The following is a 15,134-nucleotide window of genomic DNA, read 5'->3' as shown; positions in this document are numbered from 1 at the left end:
CCTCATCGACATTCGACTTCTTCAGCATGTTCAACTCCATTTCCAGACACACGTTTTACCCCAAATTCGTGTCCAGAAAAATCGGAGGCGGTTCACAGCGAGTACCACACGGTGCGCGAGGCAAATGCTGCAATTGCAGGCTACCAGGCGTCGACGCTGTGCAACAAAATCGACGTGACGTTGGAGTTTCAGGATGAGCGTTACGCCCGCATTACCTTATATCCTTCCGATCCACCCGATATCGCCGCAAAGTTCTTCTCAACCCAAAAGAGCGTGCGTGCGCGGCTGACCGCAGGCTTCGGCGGCACTGACTTCGAAAAGCGTTGGGAATTGGGTTGCAAGGTACTTGACGCTGATCTGATCGCGTTCTTCGAGAAGTATTCGCTCGACGAACCCGCAGCAGCCCGTACGAAGGCTCCGACCGGCAAAAAGACCTCGATTGAATGCTGCGGCGCCCACGCGATCGTATAGCGGGCCGCCGCCTGGCGCATGGGACACATCAACCTGAAACCCGCCCGCTGCGTGCCCCTGAACGGGGTGCCAGCGGGCAAATTTTTTCTCTGCGCGGCGCAATTTTCCCATGCCGGCGCGACACCCCGGAAAACGTCGAGATCCGAGTGCGGTTGCTCCTAATCGAGGGCCCGTAGTACCATTCTGTTAGCCGTTCGATCGGCAGCATCACACCTCAAACTAGCCCCGGCATGAAACGTCGGCGGCGACATCAATTATCTTCCCAGCACCCTCCGGCCAGCGCGCCAGCCCTGACCCGAGCGTAGCTTGCTCTCGTGTTTATCCACGCCGCAAACGCGGCAACAAACTCGAGGCAAATCATCATGATTCAGAAAACCAACGAAGCTGGAAAAATGACTCAAACGACGGTCGCTCCGGTTGTCGCGCGTTTTCGGGCTGACGGCAACTTCAATGAGGCGTCGGCCAACATGCGAAGGCTCATTGAGCAACAGTCGCCGGAGCTTCAGGCAGCGTTGATGCAAGCGTATTCAGGAGTATTGACGGCGGCAGAAGCGGTGCGTGACCAGTATCAGAGCGATTGGCGTGCGGCAAAGGCTCCGTCTGCGACAGACGGGAAACGGGTTCCTGCTGCTGAAAGCCTGCAGCGCGAACGCTCTACGCTTGCTGCGGTTGTGCAAGCCGAAGAAGCTGCCGGCTTGCCGCATTTCGAGCGACGTGCCGCCATCACTGATCCCGTGATCACTCCGTTCGTCCGTGCCCTGGTATCCGATGGGTTCGAGATCAAAAAGGATCGTGGCGATTGTGACGCATTAGGTACTTGCCCTGTGTGTCGGGGGCGGTATCTCTACACTGCGATCAAGGACGGCATCGAGCTTCAACTTTGCCCTCACTGCCGGGATACACAAGACCGAAAAGGCCGAATTGCCTAATAGGAAAGATGTCCACGCCGGAAAAGGAGTCGAAGTACCAGGCTCCTTCGCCGGGAATGTGCTCAATCAAGCTGAAACGACGCCCGCTGCGCTGCCCTTTTCGGGGAGGTCGGCTGGCAGAAAGTAACTTTTCACCCTCGCGGGGACGCGCTCCCCGACGGGGGAGCTTCTCGCAAAATTCTTGGAGAAGCAAAATGAATCAACAGGTGCAAATGCCGCAAGCGGACGTGGTGATTCTCCCGGACGGCTACAACGGACACACGATGAACTTCTATGTCGATCCGATTGAAGTCATGGGAGACACCGTGAAGCTTCGCTGTGCCGAGCCCGGCAAAGAGTACCAGTTCGCGTGGCGCGAGAAATCCGTGGTAGAAGCCGCAGTCGCTTCGCGAAGCGCGGATGGGAAACTGGCAGAAGTCCGGCCGACCCGCGGCAATCAGGCGTGATATAATACATCATGGCTGACAGAAAAAGCGCCGACGAGCGCCATGTGATCTCGAAACGCAGAGGCAACGGCGAATTGCGGCGCGAGGTGTGGGTCGATAAAACGGGCCGGGGGACGCGTTACAACCTTGCCTACATCAATCACGACATCTATCAGGGCGACAACGGCAGGGTTATCGGCTACGACAACGCGCACGGCTTCCACCATCGACACTACTTCGGCAAAATCGAACCGGTGGTTTTTGTGAGTTTCGAGGAAATCGAGGACGCGTTTGCACGCGATTGGAACGCGCTGAGGAGTAAACCATGAAAAAGCTGCACGTCGGAACCGGATCAGAGGTGGAGTTCTTTGCGCGAGGCAAACGCATAGCGCGTGCAGCCGATCGCGGAGAATCCATTCCCGAGACTCATATCATCACCTTCGAAGATCCTGCTGACGTAGCGCAGCTGCTGACGCAGGCTCGTATCGGGGTGTTCCGTTCTGTGAAGGCTGAGCCGGCGTCAATCACGGCTATCGCGACACGTCTGCATCGCGACCGGAGCGCGGTCAAGCGTGATGTGGATGCGCTTTGCGAGGCCGGGCTCGTTGCTGTCGAGTCGGTGCCGAATGCCGGGCACGGAATGCACAAGATCGTCCGGGCAGTAGCTGCACGGGTCGATCTGCGTGTGTCGATCGACTGACGCGGCATCAACCGAAAACTAAGTCCGCTGTACGCCCTCACAGAGGGTGTCGGCGGACTTTTTCTTTAGCGTTGCCCCGGTACGAAGTTGACAGCGCCGCCGACAATTTTTCGTCTGCGTTCAGCGAACCGGAAAACGTTGAGATCCGCTGTTGCTTGCGGCCGAGCTGCTGACAGGGCTAGAATCGACGTCGAGCCGTTCGATCGGCAGCATCAGACCTCAAATTGGCCCCGGCACAGCGCGTCGGCGGCGACATCAATTATGTTCCCAGCACCCTCCGGCCAGCGCGGCAGCCCTGACCCGAGCGTAGCTCGCTCTCGTGTTTATCCACGCCGCAAACGCGGCAACAAACTCGAGGCAAATCATCATGAATCAGAATTCCAACGAAGCTGGGAAACTGCTGCAGGACGGTGACTTGGTGTTGGCGACCAAGACTACCAACGCACAGTTCGAGCAAGTCATCGGAACTGTGCCCGGCAACGCGAAGAACGGCAGGGTGTCCATCCGACTGCTGCATGTTTTGCGCAAGTGGGGGAATGATGGACATGGTCGCGCCGACGCTGGGTTTGTACAGGCGATCGTCGCCGGCACGATGAACTACACCGATGCGCTTGTCGAAGACGTTGAGAAAATCGACACGGTTCGGCACGGTCAGTTACTGTGCAGCACCGAACGGAAAATGACGACCAACGACAATCTGTTCGCTCCATGGGGCGACGTAGCTCAGGGTCTGCAGCGAAAGCTCGACGCACAGCAGCAGGGGAAAATGCGGGAAGCACAGGATGAGCGCGTCGTCATCATCGTTGACAACGGTGTGGTTCAGGATGTCCTGACGTCAAACGGCTCGATTCGTTGCCTTGTGCTGGATCGCGAAGACCCCGCTGGCGCCGACTACGTCAATGTGGCGGGCGGAAGCGCTGCGCTCGACGCAATGGCGCAGGCGCTCCCACGGGTCCAGAGGGCGCGTGTGAAGCGAGCGTTCGCAGCCGTGGAACGCTCACTGGCCCAGTCTCGCTTCGCTGGAAATGAGGACGCACAGCGAATTCTGTCCAGCGTCCGATCGCCGCAAATCAAAAACGAGACTCGGAAACTGCCGGGACAACCGGCGCGATCGGAGCTCGAAAACGTGTTGATCCAGGCAATCGAGGCGTCTGGCTTTTTGGTCAGTGGCCCGTCCGATTCGCGGGCTGCGGAGCACGGTGAGCCGGCCTGGGTGTGCAATGGACGAAGTGCCCTGGCGGCGTGCGCGCAAAGGCGGCTACCGCATGTTACGTCTGTCGACGTGATGATACCGGGGCTTGCCCCGGAATTCGCGTCCGAACATACTTACACAGCCGCCATGCACGTTTCCCGACTTGAGCAGGCTATCAAGGCGTGGCACGTTGCGGACGAGACGTACGAGGATGTCGCGAGTGGTCCGTTGTCTGCAGAGCATGCTGTCGTTTGTATGCTCGCAGATTATCGCCACTACTGCGATGCAAAGGGACTCGACTTTGCAAAGCTGGACCGTAACGCGTACAGCGACTATCGCGAACATCTCGCGAATGATCGTCATTTCGGGGTCGACAAGTAATCTGTCGTCGCCGGACACGTAACCATTCAACCTGCAACCCCGCCCGCGCCACCCTCTTCTCGGTGTGTCGCGGGCTCTTTTTCGCCCGTCCAGTCTCACAATTTCCCGATGTCCGCGCGACGCCTCGGAAAACGTTGAAATCCGGGTCGGCTTGTCGCGCGCCAGCCCTTTGATGCATACTAACGGCAGCCGTTCGATCGGCAGCATCACACGTCAAACTAGCCCCGGCGCAACACGTCGGCGGTGACATCAATTCTCTTCCCAGCACCCTCCGGCCAGCGCCACCCGCCGCTGCCCCGAGCGTCGCTCGATCTCCCGTCTTTTAAACGCCGTCACGACGGCAGAACACGAGGAGAAGTCATGAATCAGAAAACCAACGAAGCTGGGAAACTGGCGGATGTCACCGATGCGGACATGGCAGATGCGAAAGCCGCTGGGTTTGTCGTCGAATTGGGAGCCGCAGACTGTCCGGAGGAGAACCTGCGAGGACGGTGGTGGTGGACGCTCACGCAGCCGCGCTGGTCTGGAATCGAGGCCAGTGAGGGCGATTTCGACACCGAAGCCGCAGCGTGGGCTGATGCCATTCGTTTACTTCGCAGCGATCCTTCGCTGACGGGGGAGTTGCAGAACGGCGCTATCGTCACCGTGCAACGCACCTATGCTCTGATTGCCGATAAAGGCGATCTGGGCGTCGTGGTGGATGGCCCCGAGGCGATGCGGGGGTATGCGGGTTCACCCGTTCTTGTAACAGCCCGAGGCTAGTTTGTGATCGAGCCGACCGACGTTGGGCCGACTGGCAAAACGTTGGAAGGTGCGTCGTTCGAGGCATGCAACGCGGCTCGTGCAAGCGGGACGCTTCAGCAGGCGCTGATCGACGGGAAACTGCCGGTCCGCCATGAACCTACCGTCGAGCGCGAACTTTTGATTCTCGCTCTTCTCACGACGCACGGATGGAGCCGGCTCGAAGGGGTCTCGATGCGCTGCGCGACCAAAGTCGTACTCTCTCCCAAGGTTGCGTATGACGGAACCATTCACGCCGTGTTCAACAAGACGGGAAGGTTCCTGGCGCTGGAAGTCGGGCGCGAGTCGCCGTTCGTCGTGCAAACGACGCTCGGAGATCCCTCAGACGTGGTTGAAGCTTTCAACGCAATGTTTAACGCCTGGGCAGATTCGATTGGCGCAACATTCGAAGCGCCAGCCGGCGCGGATGATGCCTCGGCGCAACGGGAAGTGCCTGTCGTGGCCCGTTATGTCGATATGGACCGTAAGTGGTATCTGTGTCACGCAGCGAGTTATCAGAACGCATTTCGTAAAGAGGTCAACGGCTTTGGAACCCGTGGCGAGGCCGTTCGATTCGCTGAGCAGGCAGGATGCGCAATTGAGTATCACGAGTGCGATCAGCTACACGCAATCCACGTAGATCGGAAACTGCCAGAAGTTGAGGCAAACCTCGTCAAGCACGGAAGAGGTTGAAATGGCCGACATGAAATATTTCTGCGATATCGGCGATCAGGTTGTGCAGCTGAAGGCACCGTATGGCATGCCGAACAAGGAATTCGAAGCCAAGTTTCCAGGAATCAAAGGCCTTCGCTATGACGGATACACTAGGATTGCAGGTTACCCGCTTGAAGGCGCTGGCGGTCCACTGCCAGTGACTCGGGTGATCGAGTTCAAGGCGCATCCGAGCTTCCACGAATGCAACGCGAAGTGCCTGAATGGTAGCCATAAAGGCACTTGCGAATGCAGGTGTGGCGGAAAGAACCACGGCCGGGGGATGTTCACCCGGATGGTGTCGATGGTGTGAGCAATATGGCCAGCGCAACCCTCTTCGGAGGTGTGCCGCGGGCGTCTTTCGCAAGTGTGGAAGCGGCATTGCAGGCGAGTTGACAGTCCGTCTCGTGCTGAACGAGCAGACCTTTCGCGCTGTGCTGGATTGCGTCGTGCCGGATGCGGCAATGAACACCGTCTTCGCTGAACTGCCTACGCGATTCGTTTTCAATCCGTGGCTCGGTATGGGCAAGGGTGGGATGCGTGAGGTTTCCGTGAGCGAGCGCATCAACTCGGCCCCATCGGTTGGTATCTAATCTTTCAACTCGTAATACACGCCTGCCGCCCTCCCGATTTCGGGAGCGTCAGCGGGCTCTCCCTTTAGGGCGAGCCGTCTCCAAACGGGCGCCTTTGTGGCGCCCAGCAACGCCCCGCCCAATGGCGGCTTCCGGTCAGCGCTTTCCGAGCACTGACCCGAAGAGTGAGCTGACCACGCTCACCGAGTGCATCCCAGAGGTGTGCCGCGGGCCTTGCCCCCAACTTGCGGAATTTTCCGATGTCGTCGCGTCACATCGGAAAACGGTCCGGCCGCGCTCACTCCTGTCCGGTACAGGTGCCCGTAAAGTAGAAGTAAAGATAGGCGGCCGGCGGATCGAGCTTCTTGCCCAGCACGTGAGCGGTCTCTGGATGCGGTCGCGTATCGGCCGACCCCTGGGAAAACTCTCGCAGTAGCAGGCCGTCGAGGGGCTTGTCGTCCTTGTCGACCAGGCTGAACCCCAGGCCTGCCCTTTGATTACTATGGGCGGCACTGATTAATGCGCAGCGAGGTCGCACATGCTGTGTCGTGAACGTATAGATGGTTTGCTGGCCAGGTGCATCGGCGAGTGTGAGCGTGTTGTCATCGAGAACCAACAGCGGCTGTGCAGGACAAAGCGCTGATGCGCCTCGGGTGAAATGGAGGGTGGGAATCTCGGTCGTCGGACCGGTGAGCGCAATGCGTTGGCTCCTGATCGGCTCATACGGATGGACGCCGCAGCGCTCATAGTAACCACCAAAGGCGGGTGTGAGCACTGTTGCAAACATCAGCATCACGCCGACGCGAGCATAAGGGAACCAGATTTGCATGGCTGCTCTCCTGGACGGTGCGTCGAGTGTCTACCCGCGCGCAGCATGTAAGCAAGTGGAGAGTCCTGCGGCCGGTGTCCGCGCTTCCAGAAGTTTCCGAGGTTCCCACTAGATGCTGGCCCAGCAATCGCAAAATCGCGGACCTCGCAGCTATACTCTCTGAACAGTTCACATTTTGAATAGTTCACGTATGGCTAAAGCACCCGTGATCGAAGAAAAACAGTTGCGTCATATGCTGAAGGTTGCGGCAGTGACGGGCGAGTCGCCCACGCGCGACGTCGCGCTTCTTTATGTCCTCTACGGGACCGGCATGATGTTGACCGAGGTGGCCACCATCACCGTCCGGGACTACCTCAGAGAGGATGGTTCTATTCGAGAGGAGAGCACAATTCGCGCTGCGATCGCACACCGCAGCAAGGAGCGGCCAGTTTTTTGGGTGAACCCGAAAGTTGTTTCAGCACTCGACGCCTACCTCGCAACGCGCGTGAATCTACGTCACGGCGTTACCGTTCGCAAAGCAGCTTTTCGCGGACTCGACCCGGACGGCCCGCTTTTTCGACGAGCAGACGGTGAGCCGTACGTACTTACTGCCCGCGAGTCCAGCAGCGGTGCACTCAGCTACTCGTGCGATTCCTTGAGCCAAGTGTTTCGCCGTTTACATCTACAGTCCGGCATTCGGGGCGGGCATGCTCTAGCTGCACGACGTACGTTCGCCGTACGGCTGCACCGCAAGGGCTATGATCTCCGGCACATTTCAGCGTTGCTCGGGCATGGAACATTGACGGCAACCAAAAAGCTAATCGACAGTGATCCGGTGAAGCTCGCGGACCTTGTGTCCGGAGTGATATGACACCTGGCCGCAGCGGGCCGCTGGCTGTCAAGGTCTAGGCTTTTTTGCCGTTAACAAGCGCATTCGGGTGGAACAGGGCGGTGCTATGATAGGCACAGGTGCCTATCCTCAAACTCCCACTTCGTATGACGACGACCAATCGAGAGAAATACCTTGCGCTGCTGGCCCAGGCAGGCGTGACGCAGGTCGGGAGCGCCGCCCTGATCGCGGAGCAGACCCAGCGCCCTTGCTCGCCGCGCACCGTACGCGCGTGGCTGGCTGCGCCCGGCACGCCGAGCGCCCGACCCTGCCCGGACTGGGCCGTCGAGGCGCTCGCACGACGGCTCAAAAAGCTGAAGAAAGTCGTTGCGTGAATAGGCGCATGTGCCTACCCTCGAACGTATGAACCAGGAGATTTCCGTGAAACCTTCGATCGCACTGAACGCGCACCGCGCCGAAATTCGCCGGATCGTCGAGGCCAACAAGGCAGCGAATCCGCGTGTTTTCGGCTCGGTGGTTCGTGGCGAGGATGAGGACGGCAGCGACCTCGACATCCTGGTCGATGCACTACCGGGGGCGACACTGTTCGACCTGGGCGGGATCCAGTATGAGCTGCAGGAACTGCTCGGGGTGCGCGTAGACCTGCTGACACCCCGCGATATTTCAGTGAAGTTCCGGGCCGAGGTGCTGGCCGAGGCGGTGCCCGTATGAACGCGAAACAGCGCCAGTTGCGCCTGCCGGATTACCTTGAACACATGCTCGAAGCGTCACGTCTGGCGCAGCAGTATCTAGCCGGCGTCGACAAGGCCGAGTTCCTTGGCAACCGGATGATCCAGCAGGCGGTGATGATGAACATTGTCATCGTGGGTGAGACGGCCACGCATATTCGTGATGAATACCCGGAATTTCTGAGCGCCAATCCGAACCCGGCCCTTCCGTGGCACAAGATGATCGGTATGCGTAACCGCATGGCGCATGGCTACTTCGACACGGATCTTGAGATTGTGTGTGAGACGGTCAAGACGCATCTGCCGGTGCTTGAATATTTTCTGGCGACGCGCGTCGGGCATCAGCAAGACGCCAACGACGCGAGCGCCGACAAGCCCTCGACGCCACGCCTCGATGTCTAAGAAGGAAAAGAGGGATTCTATATGCCACTCGAACTCTCTCCAATGCAAGGGTACTTTGTAGTCGAACTTGCAAAGTCGGGCGCACTGTTCCTGGTGATCGGCGGAAAGGCGATGCAGACCTTCGAACTCGACAGGCCGACCGACGACCTCGACCTCTGGATATCTCGGGATGACCACACGACCGATCGAGTCTATGCGGCGTTACAGAAGTTTTGCGGCGCTCCAGCCGAGTTCCGGGAGCGGCTACGCGCGCCAAACGTTCGTGTGCCCATCCCGACCGAGGCAAATCCCGAGATCGACATTCTGACCTCGATCGACGGAATGGAGTTCGAAAATGTGAATCGCGCGGCGCGCGACGTGGTTTGGAAAACGATCGTACTGAGGGTTCCAAGTTCCGATGACTTGATTCGTTGCAAGCAGATTGCAATCGCTTCCACAGAAGCACGCATTGCAAGCGGCGAATGGAATCCGGCGGGCGTAGAGGAAGCCCGTCGTGGCATCACTCGCGACGAGCGAGATATTGAGTTACTTCGACAAAGGCGGGACTAGGAAAAGCGAGGAAAGGATGGAACTGCGCGAACGTCTCCAAGCGGTGGCAAGGGAATATAACGAGGCAATAGCGAAGGGCAAGAAGCGGGAAGCTCACGAGGTCGCTAACCGCAGTCACGGTATCGTTTGGGATGCGATTAAAGAGATCAATTCCCAACCTGTTATCGAGCAGTCGCTGCTGGATGAGGCCGAGGCCCTGTTGATGGATATCCGGTGGGGCCAAGCGACGAAGCGATTTGTCTAGGGAAAGCAAATGCAAAACACGTACTACAACCTGCTGATGTCCGGTAACGAGGAGGCGTGGACGGGCACCTCGTGGGCTATGGAATGTAGTCGAGTCTTCGAACACACCCACGACGATGTGAAGCGGCCGTTTGCAGCGCTTGATGATGTAGCGCTAGGTTCGCTAATGAGTTTCCCGACGATATTCGCCTACGAAAAGTATCTGCGTGCTTCCGCGCGCGTCGGCAGGATCACCGAGGTGACCCGCAGGCAAAGCGAGTTTGCGTTCACCTTTGCGTTCGACCCCACCGTCTCACCGATTCCATACGACACGTTTATGGCTCTCCTACGTGAACTGGATATCGAGTCCAAGAGGGAAGTCAATCGCAGTCATTGGGCAGTCAAAAACGTTGATCTCGCACGGGTACTCTATGGCGCAGGTCTCACGTCGAGTCCGACGCTTCAGCCACAGGCTCGTCCGCCAAGGGTCTTCATTTCGTATTCGTGGGACTCTCCTGAACATCGAGCGTGGGTTGCTCAATTGGCGTCGTCACTCCGCCACGACGGAATCGACGTGATCCTCGATCAGTGGCACCTTGGTTTGGGTGAGGAGCTGAGCGCCTTCATGGTCAACGGAGTGCGCGAGAGTGATCGCGTGTTGGTCATCTGCACAGAGCAGTATGTCCGCAAAGGACAAGAGCGTCAGGGGGGCGTGGGCTATGAGCAGATGCTGGTAAGCAGTCAGATCATGCGTCACGTCGGCACCAACAAATTCATCCCGGTCGTACGCCAGACCACCGGCGTAGCGCCTGCGTTGCCCGACGATTTATCGGGCCGGATGTATGTAGACCTTTCGGATGGTCCTAACGCGCACGTTGCTTACCGACAACTGGTACATGACCTGCATAACATCCGCACTCCACTGCCCCCGCTCGGGCCTCGCCCAGCGGCGCTTTGAAGTGCTGAAATAGGAAAAGCCGGTGCGTCGGTTACAAGCGCGGAGCGCGTGCCATGAATGAAGTTCTTGCTTTCGATTGGGGTACGGAAATAGTCGGTGTCTTAGACGTTAAGACAGGCCTCTACATGGCGTATCGCGGGGAAGGTGAGATGATCGAAGGCGCGAAGCGTGTCCTCTCGGTGGAAGGCACCATCGTCAGTTTTAATGGCAACGCATGTGATCTTCCGAGATTGTTCGAGTTGCTTCAACGCGAGCAGACCGAGTGTGCGCTCAAGGCGACGCACGACGACATGTTGGTGATCACGTCCACCATCCGCTGGGCACCGGACCCCGGTACAGGCCCAATAAACGGACCGGGCCTGTGTGCGACGTATACCCACTACTTCGGGGAGAGTAAGCCCTCGCGGCCCTGCAGCTTCACTGGCGAGTACGAGGCCAACAATTGGCTCGACTGCTACATGGCGGCTGAGCTCTGGAAGAAATGGAAGCGCGATGAACTCGCGCCGTAAATCGGAAAAGCCACGGATGCCGAACCATTCATTCCATAAAGTCGCCATGACGGCAATGGTCACGTTTGCTGCGGCAATCGCGCGTGCTGGGGATCTTCCTGATCCGCGGTTCACACCCGGCGCGATTAACTCCGACGTAACTCAAACCAATATTCATCAGACGGTGTGCGCGAAGGGCTACACCAAGGCAATCCGCCCGCCGGCGTACTTCACAAATGCCCTGAAGAAGCGCCAGATAGAGCAGTTCGGCTATGCTGACCGAAACGCGCGTGACTACGAGGAAGACCTCGTGGCGCTTTCTATTGGCGGCGCACCTACCGACGAGCGCAACTTGTGGCCGCAGCCACGCAATAGCGAATGGAGTGCTGATAAGAAAGATCAGCTTGAGTTTGTACTTTACAAGATGGTATGCAGCGAGGAAATTTCCCTGAAGCAGGCGCAACGAGAAATGGCAACGGACTGGATTGAAGCGTGGAAGCGATACGTGCCGACCCATCCTGACTACCGGTTCAAGGGCGAATAGGAAAAGGTTGCGTGACGGGCGGCCACGGCAAACTGAGCGCGACCGCGTATGAGAGCGTGGAGAGGCGAATGAACGCACGATATGAACCTGTCGTCGGTGAGTTTCCGAACCTGTCCGCCTGCGTGAAATACGCGCGGACGTTGTCATCCTCGGAAGGATATCTGTTTCGGGGCGAAAGCTCGGATCGCTATTGCACGACGCTATCCACTCACGATCGCGTCGTCTCCGATTTGCGGCTTCCGCCAAAGTGCCGGCACGCGATCGAAGAAAGGGTCCAATGGCTGCACCGGGATTTGCAGTTATTTCTCGGCCTGCCCCCCGATCTGGCGATGGGGTTCCTTCAACACTATGAGGCCCCGACCAAGATGCTTGACCTGACGACTTCGCCAGAGGTGGCAGCGTCGTTCGCGGCCGGCCGCGGAGGGGATGAAGCGCACGGACTATTTGCGGTCGTTCCCCGCAGCGCCGTCGTCAGCGAATCTCTGATCGATCTGTCCCAGCACCCGAAAGCTAACCGACCGCGTCGGCAGCGCGCGCTAGCGTTCCAGAGCCAAAAATGTCCCAATCTGAAGGAAGTGAATTGCGTTCGCGACCTCGGAATCCGCTGGTACCGATTCGCGCACAGTCCGGATGAAACGAAGAAGTGGACTAAGTACGCCAAGGAGAAGGAGCTGCTAGATGCCCACACCGACGAAGTTGCTGGCGTGCTGCAACTCCTACTACACTCCTATGAAAAGACCAACGACTGCGCCGCCGATTGGCTCGCAAATCATGTTGTGGCGGCGCCCTTCGTTACAAAGATCGTTGAAGTCGCCGTTGACGGCGGATTAGTGATCGAGCTTGTTGCACCTGGCCCAGACTTTGATCTAGCGATTGAAAGGGTAAATAACCGTCGAATTTGGTCGAATGCTTACCCCTATGACTCTCCGGGGCAAGGTGGCTTTCGAAATGACCTTCGCGCCATTCAGCTCCTTCCAGACCCTGCTGCTCCGGGGTCAGGGAGCGACGCGTAGGGTGTCTCGTTGCGCGACATCTAGAACCTTTAATGAATCACAGCCGAACTTGCGGCATTTGAATCGGAAAAGCCGGTGCAGCCGGCGCAAGGAGAAGCGATGGAGCACGAAGCACTCTACGATGCAATCCAGAATGCGTTTGACGTACTCGCCGCGCATGACGGCAGGATCGAAGACGAACAGCGCGCTCTCGTTGCTGGACTGATCGAGCGATGCGAGATTGCCGCGATGAACACAGATGCCGACCTTGGACCGTGGGAGCGCAGAGAACTCGGTTTGGCTCGTGCGGCGCACGCAGCCGGCTGGCTTCGCTTGTCCTTGACTGCGGCGCATAAGGCGTTGCAGGTAAGCGAGTTACCAAGGGATCAATACGATTACGGCTGGACCTACAGCCAGCATCAGATTGAAAAGTCTGCTGATTGACCGGAAAAGCCATCACTATGGAAATGCGACACGATTACTTGAATCAGCTCGACGCGGCGATCAAGGATGCAGATTCCAAGGCAAAGCTGAACTACCGCATTTCCTACGCGGTTTATATCGCTGCGTTCCTCGGAAGCCTTGCGGGGACCTTGGTACCGCTTCTTGCTACGGGTGATGGTGCCCGCAAAACTGGTGCGGTCGTTGCTTTGTTACCAGCGATTGCGTTGAGCGTGATGGCGTCTTTCCGGTTCAACCGAAAATCTGATTGGCATTCCGAGCACAAAGCCAAGTTGCAAGAGATCGAACGCCAAATGCGAATTAAACCCTATGAAAAAGTGCCAGAGTTGATTGACTGTTGGAACTACATGGAGCGTGAGATGGCGCGTCATTGGCCGGGTTTCGGCGAACTACCAGGCGCCCCGCACCAAGGGCCGGACAAGCCGCGTAACTAGATATCGGAAAAGCCTATCATCGGCAGCACTCAGGTCGCTTTTCGCGACAGCCAACATACCGATCAGGAGGGCGGATTCAACCGGTCGCCGCAACACTATATTGTTGAACAGATTTTAGATACTCGTCCAGAGCTTCGGCCGGGGTCTTCCAACCAAGCGTTTTCCGGGGCCTGGAATTCAGTGCATTGGCAACGGCCTGGATTTCTCGAGCGCTCCACCGAGACAGGTCTGTGCCCTTTGGAAAGTATTGCCGCAAGAGGCCGTTCGTGTTCTCGTTCGTGCCGCGCTGCCATGGACTGTGCGGGTCGGCGAAGAATACCTTCACCCCGGATTCGACCGTGAAGCGAGCGTGATCGGATAGTTCCTTGCCGCGATCCCAGGTCAATGACCGCCACAACTGGGCAGGCATGTCTGTCACGGTCTTCTTGAGCGCATTGGCCATCGTGACAGCTCCGTAGCCAGCCAGCGCAGGACCATTCTTCGTCCTGGGCATTAGCCCATAGCCTTCCTCGCGAGGCAGGTGCACAAGCATGGTGAATCGGCTTGATCGCTCGACCAGCGTTCCGATCGCGGACCGGTTCAGACCGATGATTAGGTCCCCCTCCCAATGCCCCGGCACAGCACGATCCTGCGCTTCCGCAGGCCGGCTAGAGATCATCACATCCTCGCTAACGTGCGCCCAGGCCTTGGCTTGTGCCCTGGCCCTCGGCACGCGCAACGCCCGCCCAGTGCGCAGACAGCTAACCAGCTCGCGCTTGAGAGCACCTCGGCCCTGGATATAGAGAGCTTGGTAAATGGCCTCGTGAGAGATGCGCATGGATTCGTCATCCGGGAAGTCGGTCTGCAGCCGGTTGGAAATCTGTTCGGGCGACCAGTCATTGACCCATTTACGGTCGCCGCGATGCGGTTTGTTTCTCCCTTTGAACGGCGCTTGTCGAGGTCCAGAAATGTCACGGCCATTAGCGTCGCGAACCTTGCCCTCCAGACGGTCTTGCACGTAGTGGCGCAACCTTGGGTTAGTCACGAGTTTCGAAGGCTTGGGTCTTTTGGCGACCAGTTCCGCCTTCCACTGCGCAACCGAAGCTCGATACTCAAGCCGGCCGCTACGAGTTGCCGCATTACGTGTCAATTCCCGGGAGACCGTCGATGGGCTGCGTCCGATACGGCGAGCAATCTCTCGTACCCCGACACTCTGGAACGAAAGTAGTCCAATCTCTTCTCGCTCCGCGAACGACAAGTACCTCCCGGATATCGGGCTCGACATGGAAAGTGGCATGCCACCATTATGACGGAACCAGCGAGTGCCTACTGCCTGCGACACGCCAACCGCCTCTGCAGCCTTCTCACTTGTAATGCCTGTTGCGATTTGCTCCCAGAATCGCCGCTCGGTCTCACGCCGGTGTGACGGCGCACCTGGCGAGCGCATCGATCCTCGCCCTGTTGTCACGGATCGGCGTAATGAGGCCATTCCGGGATCGGCGTAATCGAGCCACCAGATGATCGCCGTAATCGAGCCAGTGCAGGATCGGCATATTG

At 58.2% G+C, this 15,134-nt stretch carries 24 protein-coding genes; 22 read left to right on the top strand and 2 right to left on the bottom strand.

The genetic code is table 11. The features are described from left to right. From P3T23_RS45650 to P3T23_RS45605, 10 genes are all read left to right on the top strand, one after another. Window positions 1-471 (top strand): hypothetical protein (locus tag P3T23_RS45650; RefSeq protein ID WP_429322599.1); only part of this gene is annotated, 471 nt, incomplete at its 5' end. Window positions 472-833: 362 nt separating this feature from the next. Next, window positions 834-1,400, top strand: coding sequence for a hypothetical protein (locus tag P3T23_RS45645; RefSeq protein WP_429322598.1), 567 nt, complete (start codon window positions 834-836; stop codon window positions 1,398-1,400). Window positions 1,401-1,594: 194 nt separating this feature from the next. Next, window positions 1,595-1,846, top strand: a complete 252-nt coding sequence (locus P3T23_RS45640; RefSeq protein WP_429322597.1) for a hypothetical protein — start codon at window positions 1,595-1,597, stop codon at window positions 1,844-1,846. Window positions 1,847-1,890: 44 nt separating this feature from the next. Next, complete coding sequence (locus P3T23_RS45635; RefSeq protein WP_429322596.1) at window positions 1,891-2,154, top strand: toxin-antitoxin system TumE family protein; 264 nt, start codon at window positions 1,891-1,893, stop codon at window positions 2,152-2,154. Next, entirely contained in the window at window positions 2,151-2,525 is a 375-nt protein-coding gene (locus P3T23_RS45630) for an HTH domain-containing protein (protein ID WP_429322595.1), read from the top strand. Before P3T23_RS45635 ends, P3T23_RS45630 begins: the two co-directional genes overlap by 4 nt. Before the next feature lie 367 nt (window positions 2,526-2,892). Beyond that, on the top strand, window positions 2,893-4,098 hold the full coding sequence (locus P3T23_RS45625; protein ID WP_429322594.1) for a hypothetical protein: 1,206 nt from the start codon (window positions 2,893-2,895) through the stop codon (window positions 4,096-4,098). Between the two features lie 360 nt (window positions 4,099-4,458). Then, window positions 4,459-4,860 carry a hypothetical protein gene (locus P3T23_RS45620; RefSeq protein ID WP_429322593.1) on the top strand — a complete coding sequence of 134 codons (402 nt, stop codon included), beginning with the start codon at window positions 4,459-4,461 and terminating at the stop codon, window positions 4,858-4,860. Between the two features lie 3 nt (window positions 4,861-4,863). After that, window positions 4,864-5,571, top strand: a complete 708-nt coding sequence (locus tag P3T23_RS45615) for a hypothetical protein (protein ID WP_429322592.1) — start codon at window positions 4,864-4,866, stop codon at window positions 5,569-5,571. Between the two features lies 1 nt (window position 5,572). Next, window positions 5,573-5,902, top strand: coding sequence for a hypothetical protein (locus P3T23_RS45610; RefSeq protein ID WP_429322591.1), 330 nt, complete (start codon window positions 5,573-5,575; stop codon window positions 5,900-5,902). A gap of 79 nt (window positions 5,903-5,981) precedes the next feature. After that, the gene (locus tag P3T23_RS45605) at window positions 5,982-6,182 is read left to right on the top strand and encodes a hypothetical protein (protein ID WP_429322590.1); all 201 of its coding nucleotides are present in this window, start codon (window positions 5,982-5,984) and stop codon (window positions 6,180-6,182) included. A gap of 277 nt (window positions 6,183-6,459) precedes the next feature. On the opposite strand, the gene P3T23_RS45600 is transcribed toward P3T23_RS45605, so the two are convergent. After that, complete coding sequence (locus P3T23_RS45600) at window positions 6,460-6,990, bottom strand: hypothetical protein (RefSeq protein ID WP_429322589.1); 531 nt, start codon at window positions 6,988-6,990, stop codon at window positions 6,460-6,462. A gap of 190 nt (window positions 6,991-7,180) precedes the next feature. Here P3T23_RS45600 and P3T23_RS45595 point away from each other — a divergent pair, with 190 nt between their 5' ends. From P3T23_RS45595 to P3T23_RS45540, 12 genes are all read left to right on the top strand, one after another. Next, window positions 7,181-7,840 carry a tyrosine-type recombinase/integrase gene (locus P3T23_RS45595; RefSeq protein ID WP_429322588.1) on the top strand — a complete coding sequence of 220 codons (660 nt, stop codon included), beginning with the start codon at window positions 7,181-7,183 and terminating at the stop codon, window positions 7,838-7,840. 125 nt (window positions 7,841-7,965) lie between these two features. Beyond that, window positions 7,966-8,193 (top strand): hypothetical protein, encoded by a 228-nt coding sequence (locus P3T23_RS45590; RefSeq protein WP_429322587.1) that lies wholly within the window; start codon window positions 7,966-7,968, stop codon window positions 8,191-8,193. Window positions 8,194-8,239: 46 nt separating this feature from the next. Further along, on the top strand, window positions 8,240-8,530 hold the full coding sequence (locus P3T23_RS45585) for a nucleotidyltransferase family protein (RefSeq protein WP_429322586.1): 291 nt from the start codon (window positions 8,240-8,242) through the stop codon (window positions 8,528-8,530). Further along, entirely contained in the window at window positions 8,527-8,949 is a 423-nt protein-coding gene (locus P3T23_RS45580; RefSeq protein ID WP_429322585.1) for a HepT-like ribonuclease domain-containing protein, read from the top strand. The genes P3T23_RS45585 and P3T23_RS45580 overlap by 4 nt, the downstream gene beginning before the upstream one ends. Window positions 8,950-8,970: 21 nt before the next feature. After that, the gene (locus tag P3T23_RS45575; RefSeq protein WP_429322584.1) at window positions 8,971-9,498 is read left to right on the top strand and encodes a hypothetical protein; all 528 of its coding nucleotides are present in this window, start codon (window positions 8,971-8,973) and stop codon (window positions 9,496-9,498) included. Window positions 9,499-9,514: 16 nt separating this feature from the next. Beyond that, a complete protein-coding gene (locus P3T23_RS45570; RefSeq protein ID WP_429322583.1) occupies window positions 9,515-9,742 on the top strand; it encodes a hypothetical protein in 228 nt (75 codons plus the stop codon). A gap of 9 nt (window positions 9,743-9,751) precedes the next feature. Then, entirely contained in the window at window positions 9,752-10,678 is a 927-nt protein-coding gene (locus tag P3T23_RS45565; protein WP_429322582.1) for a toll/interleukin-1 receptor domain-containing protein, read from the top strand. Between the two features lie 53 nt (window positions 10,679-10,731). Then, a complete protein-coding gene (locus P3T23_RS45560; RefSeq protein WP_429322581.1) occupies window positions 10,732-11,187 on the top strand; it encodes a hypothetical protein in 456 nt (151 codons plus the stop codon). Beyond that, window positions 11,171-11,710: a hypothetical protein gene (locus tag P3T23_RS45555; RefSeq protein WP_429322580.1), complete on the top strand. Its 540-nt coding sequence runs from the start codon at window positions 11,171-11,173 to the stop codon at window positions 11,708-11,710. The genes P3T23_RS45560 and P3T23_RS45555 overlap by 17 nt, the downstream gene beginning before the upstream one ends. A 68-nt stretch (window positions 11,711-11,778) precedes the next feature. Next, a complete protein-coding gene (locus P3T23_RS45550) occupies window positions 11,779-12,723 on the top strand; it encodes an FRG domain-containing protein (RefSeq protein ID WP_429322579.1) in 945 nt (314 codons plus the stop codon). Between the two features lie 99 nt (window positions 12,724-12,822). Continuing rightward, window positions 12,823-13,146, top strand: coding sequence for a hypothetical protein (locus tag P3T23_RS45545; protein ID WP_429322578.1), 324 nt, complete (start codon window positions 12,823-12,825; stop codon window positions 13,144-13,146). Between the two features lie 38 nt (window positions 13,147-13,184). After that, window positions 13,185-13,598, top strand: a complete 414-nt coding sequence (locus tag P3T23_RS45540) for a hypothetical protein (protein ID WP_429322577.1) — start codon at window positions 13,185-13,187, stop codon at window positions 13,596-13,598. A 76-nt stretch (window positions 13,599-13,674) separates the two neighbouring features. On the opposite strand, the gene P3T23_RS45535 is transcribed toward P3T23_RS45540, so the two are convergent. After that, window positions 13,675-15,066, bottom strand: a complete 1,392-nt coding sequence (locus P3T23_RS45535) for an IS30 family transposase (protein WP_429322600.1) — start codon at window positions 15,064-15,066, stop codon at window positions 13,675-13,677. Between the last annotated feature and the right edge of the window lie 68 nt (window positions 15,067-15,134).

Origin of the sequence: Paraburkholderia sp. GAS448 (genome assembly GCF_050435685.1) — a bacterium.
GTDB lineage: Bacteria > Pseudomonadota > Gammaproteobacteria > Burkholderiales > Burkholderiaceae > Paraburkholderia.
Note: the sequence above shows the minus strand (reverse complement) of the source record. Positions and strands in the feature narration are given on the sequence as shown.

What these genes read in the sequence shown, in the direction of transcription:
- P3T23_RS45645 (WP_429322598.1), top strand. Translation starts at nt 834, where the DNA reads ATGATTCAGAAAACCAACGAAGCTGGAAAAATGACTCAAACGACGGTC.
- P3T23_RS45640 (WP_429322597.1), top strand. Translation starts at nt 1,595, where the DNA reads ATGAATCAACAGGTGCAAATGCCGCAAGCGGACGTGGTGATTCTCCCG.
- P3T23_RS45630 (WP_429322595.1), top strand. Translation starts at nt 2,151, where the DNA reads ATGAAAAAGCTGCACGTCGGAACCGGATCAGAGGTGGAGTTCTTTGCG.
- P3T23_RS45625 (WP_429322594.1), top strand. Translation starts at nt 2,893, where the DNA reads ATGAATCAGAATTCCAACGAAGCTGGGAAACTGCTGCAGGACGGTGAC.
- P3T23_RS45620 (WP_429322593.1), top strand. Translation starts at nt 4,459, where the DNA reads ATGAATCAGAAAACCAACGAAGCTGGGAAACTGGCGGATGTCACCGAT.
- P3T23_RS45610 (WP_429322591.1), top strand. Translation starts at nt 5,573, where the DNA reads ATGGCCGACATGAAATATTTCTGCGATATCGGCGATCAGGTTGTGCAG.
- P3T23_RS45600 (WP_429322589.1), bottom strand. Translation starts at nt 6,990, where the DNA reads ATGCAAATCTGGTTCCCTTATGCTCGCGTCGGCGTGATGCTGATGTTT.
- P3T23_RS45595 (WP_429322588.1), top strand. Translation starts at nt 7,181, where the DNA reads ATGGCTAAAGCACCCGTGATCGAAGAAAAACAGTTGCGTCATATGCTG.
- P3T23_RS45590 (WP_429322587.1), top strand. Translation starts at nt 7,966, where the DNA reads ATGACGACGACCAATCGAGAGAAATACCTTGCGCTGCTGGCCCAGGCA.
- P3T23_RS45580 (WP_429322585.1), top strand. Translation starts at nt 8,527, where the DNA reads ATGAACGCGAAACAGCGCCAGTTGCGCCTGCCGGATTACCTTGAACAC.
- P3T23_RS45575 (WP_429322584.1), top strand. Translation starts at nt 8,971, where the DNA reads ATGCCACTCGAACTCTCTCCAATGCAAGGGTACTTTGTAGTCGAACTT.
- P3T23_RS45570 (WP_429322583.1), top strand. Translation starts at nt 9,515, where the DNA reads ATGGAACTGCGCGAACGTCTCCAAGCGGTGGCAAGGGAATATAACGAG.
- P3T23_RS45565 (WP_429322582.1), top strand. Translation starts at nt 9,752, where the DNA reads ATGCAAAACACGTACTACAACCTGCTGATGTCCGGTAACGAGGAGGCG.
- P3T23_RS45560 (WP_429322581.1), top strand. Translation starts at nt 10,732, where the DNA reads ATGAATGAAGTTCTTGCTTTCGATTGGGGTACGGAAATAGTCGGTGTC.
- P3T23_RS45555 (WP_429322580.1), top strand. Translation starts at nt 11,171, where the DNA reads ATGAACTCGCGCCGTAAATCGGAAAAGCCACGGATGCCGAACCATTCA.
- P3T23_RS45550 (WP_429322579.1), top strand. Translation starts at nt 11,779, where the DNA reads ATGAACGCACGATATGAACCTGTCGTCGGTGAGTTTCCGAACCTGTCC.
- P3T23_RS45545 (WP_429322578.1), top strand. Translation starts at nt 12,823, where the DNA reads ATGGAGCACGAAGCACTCTACGATGCAATCCAGAATGCGTTTGACGTA.
- P3T23_RS45535 (WP_429322600.1), bottom strand. Translation starts at nt 15,066, where the DNA reads ATGGCCTCATTACGCCGATCCGTGACAACAGGGCGAGGATCGATGCGC.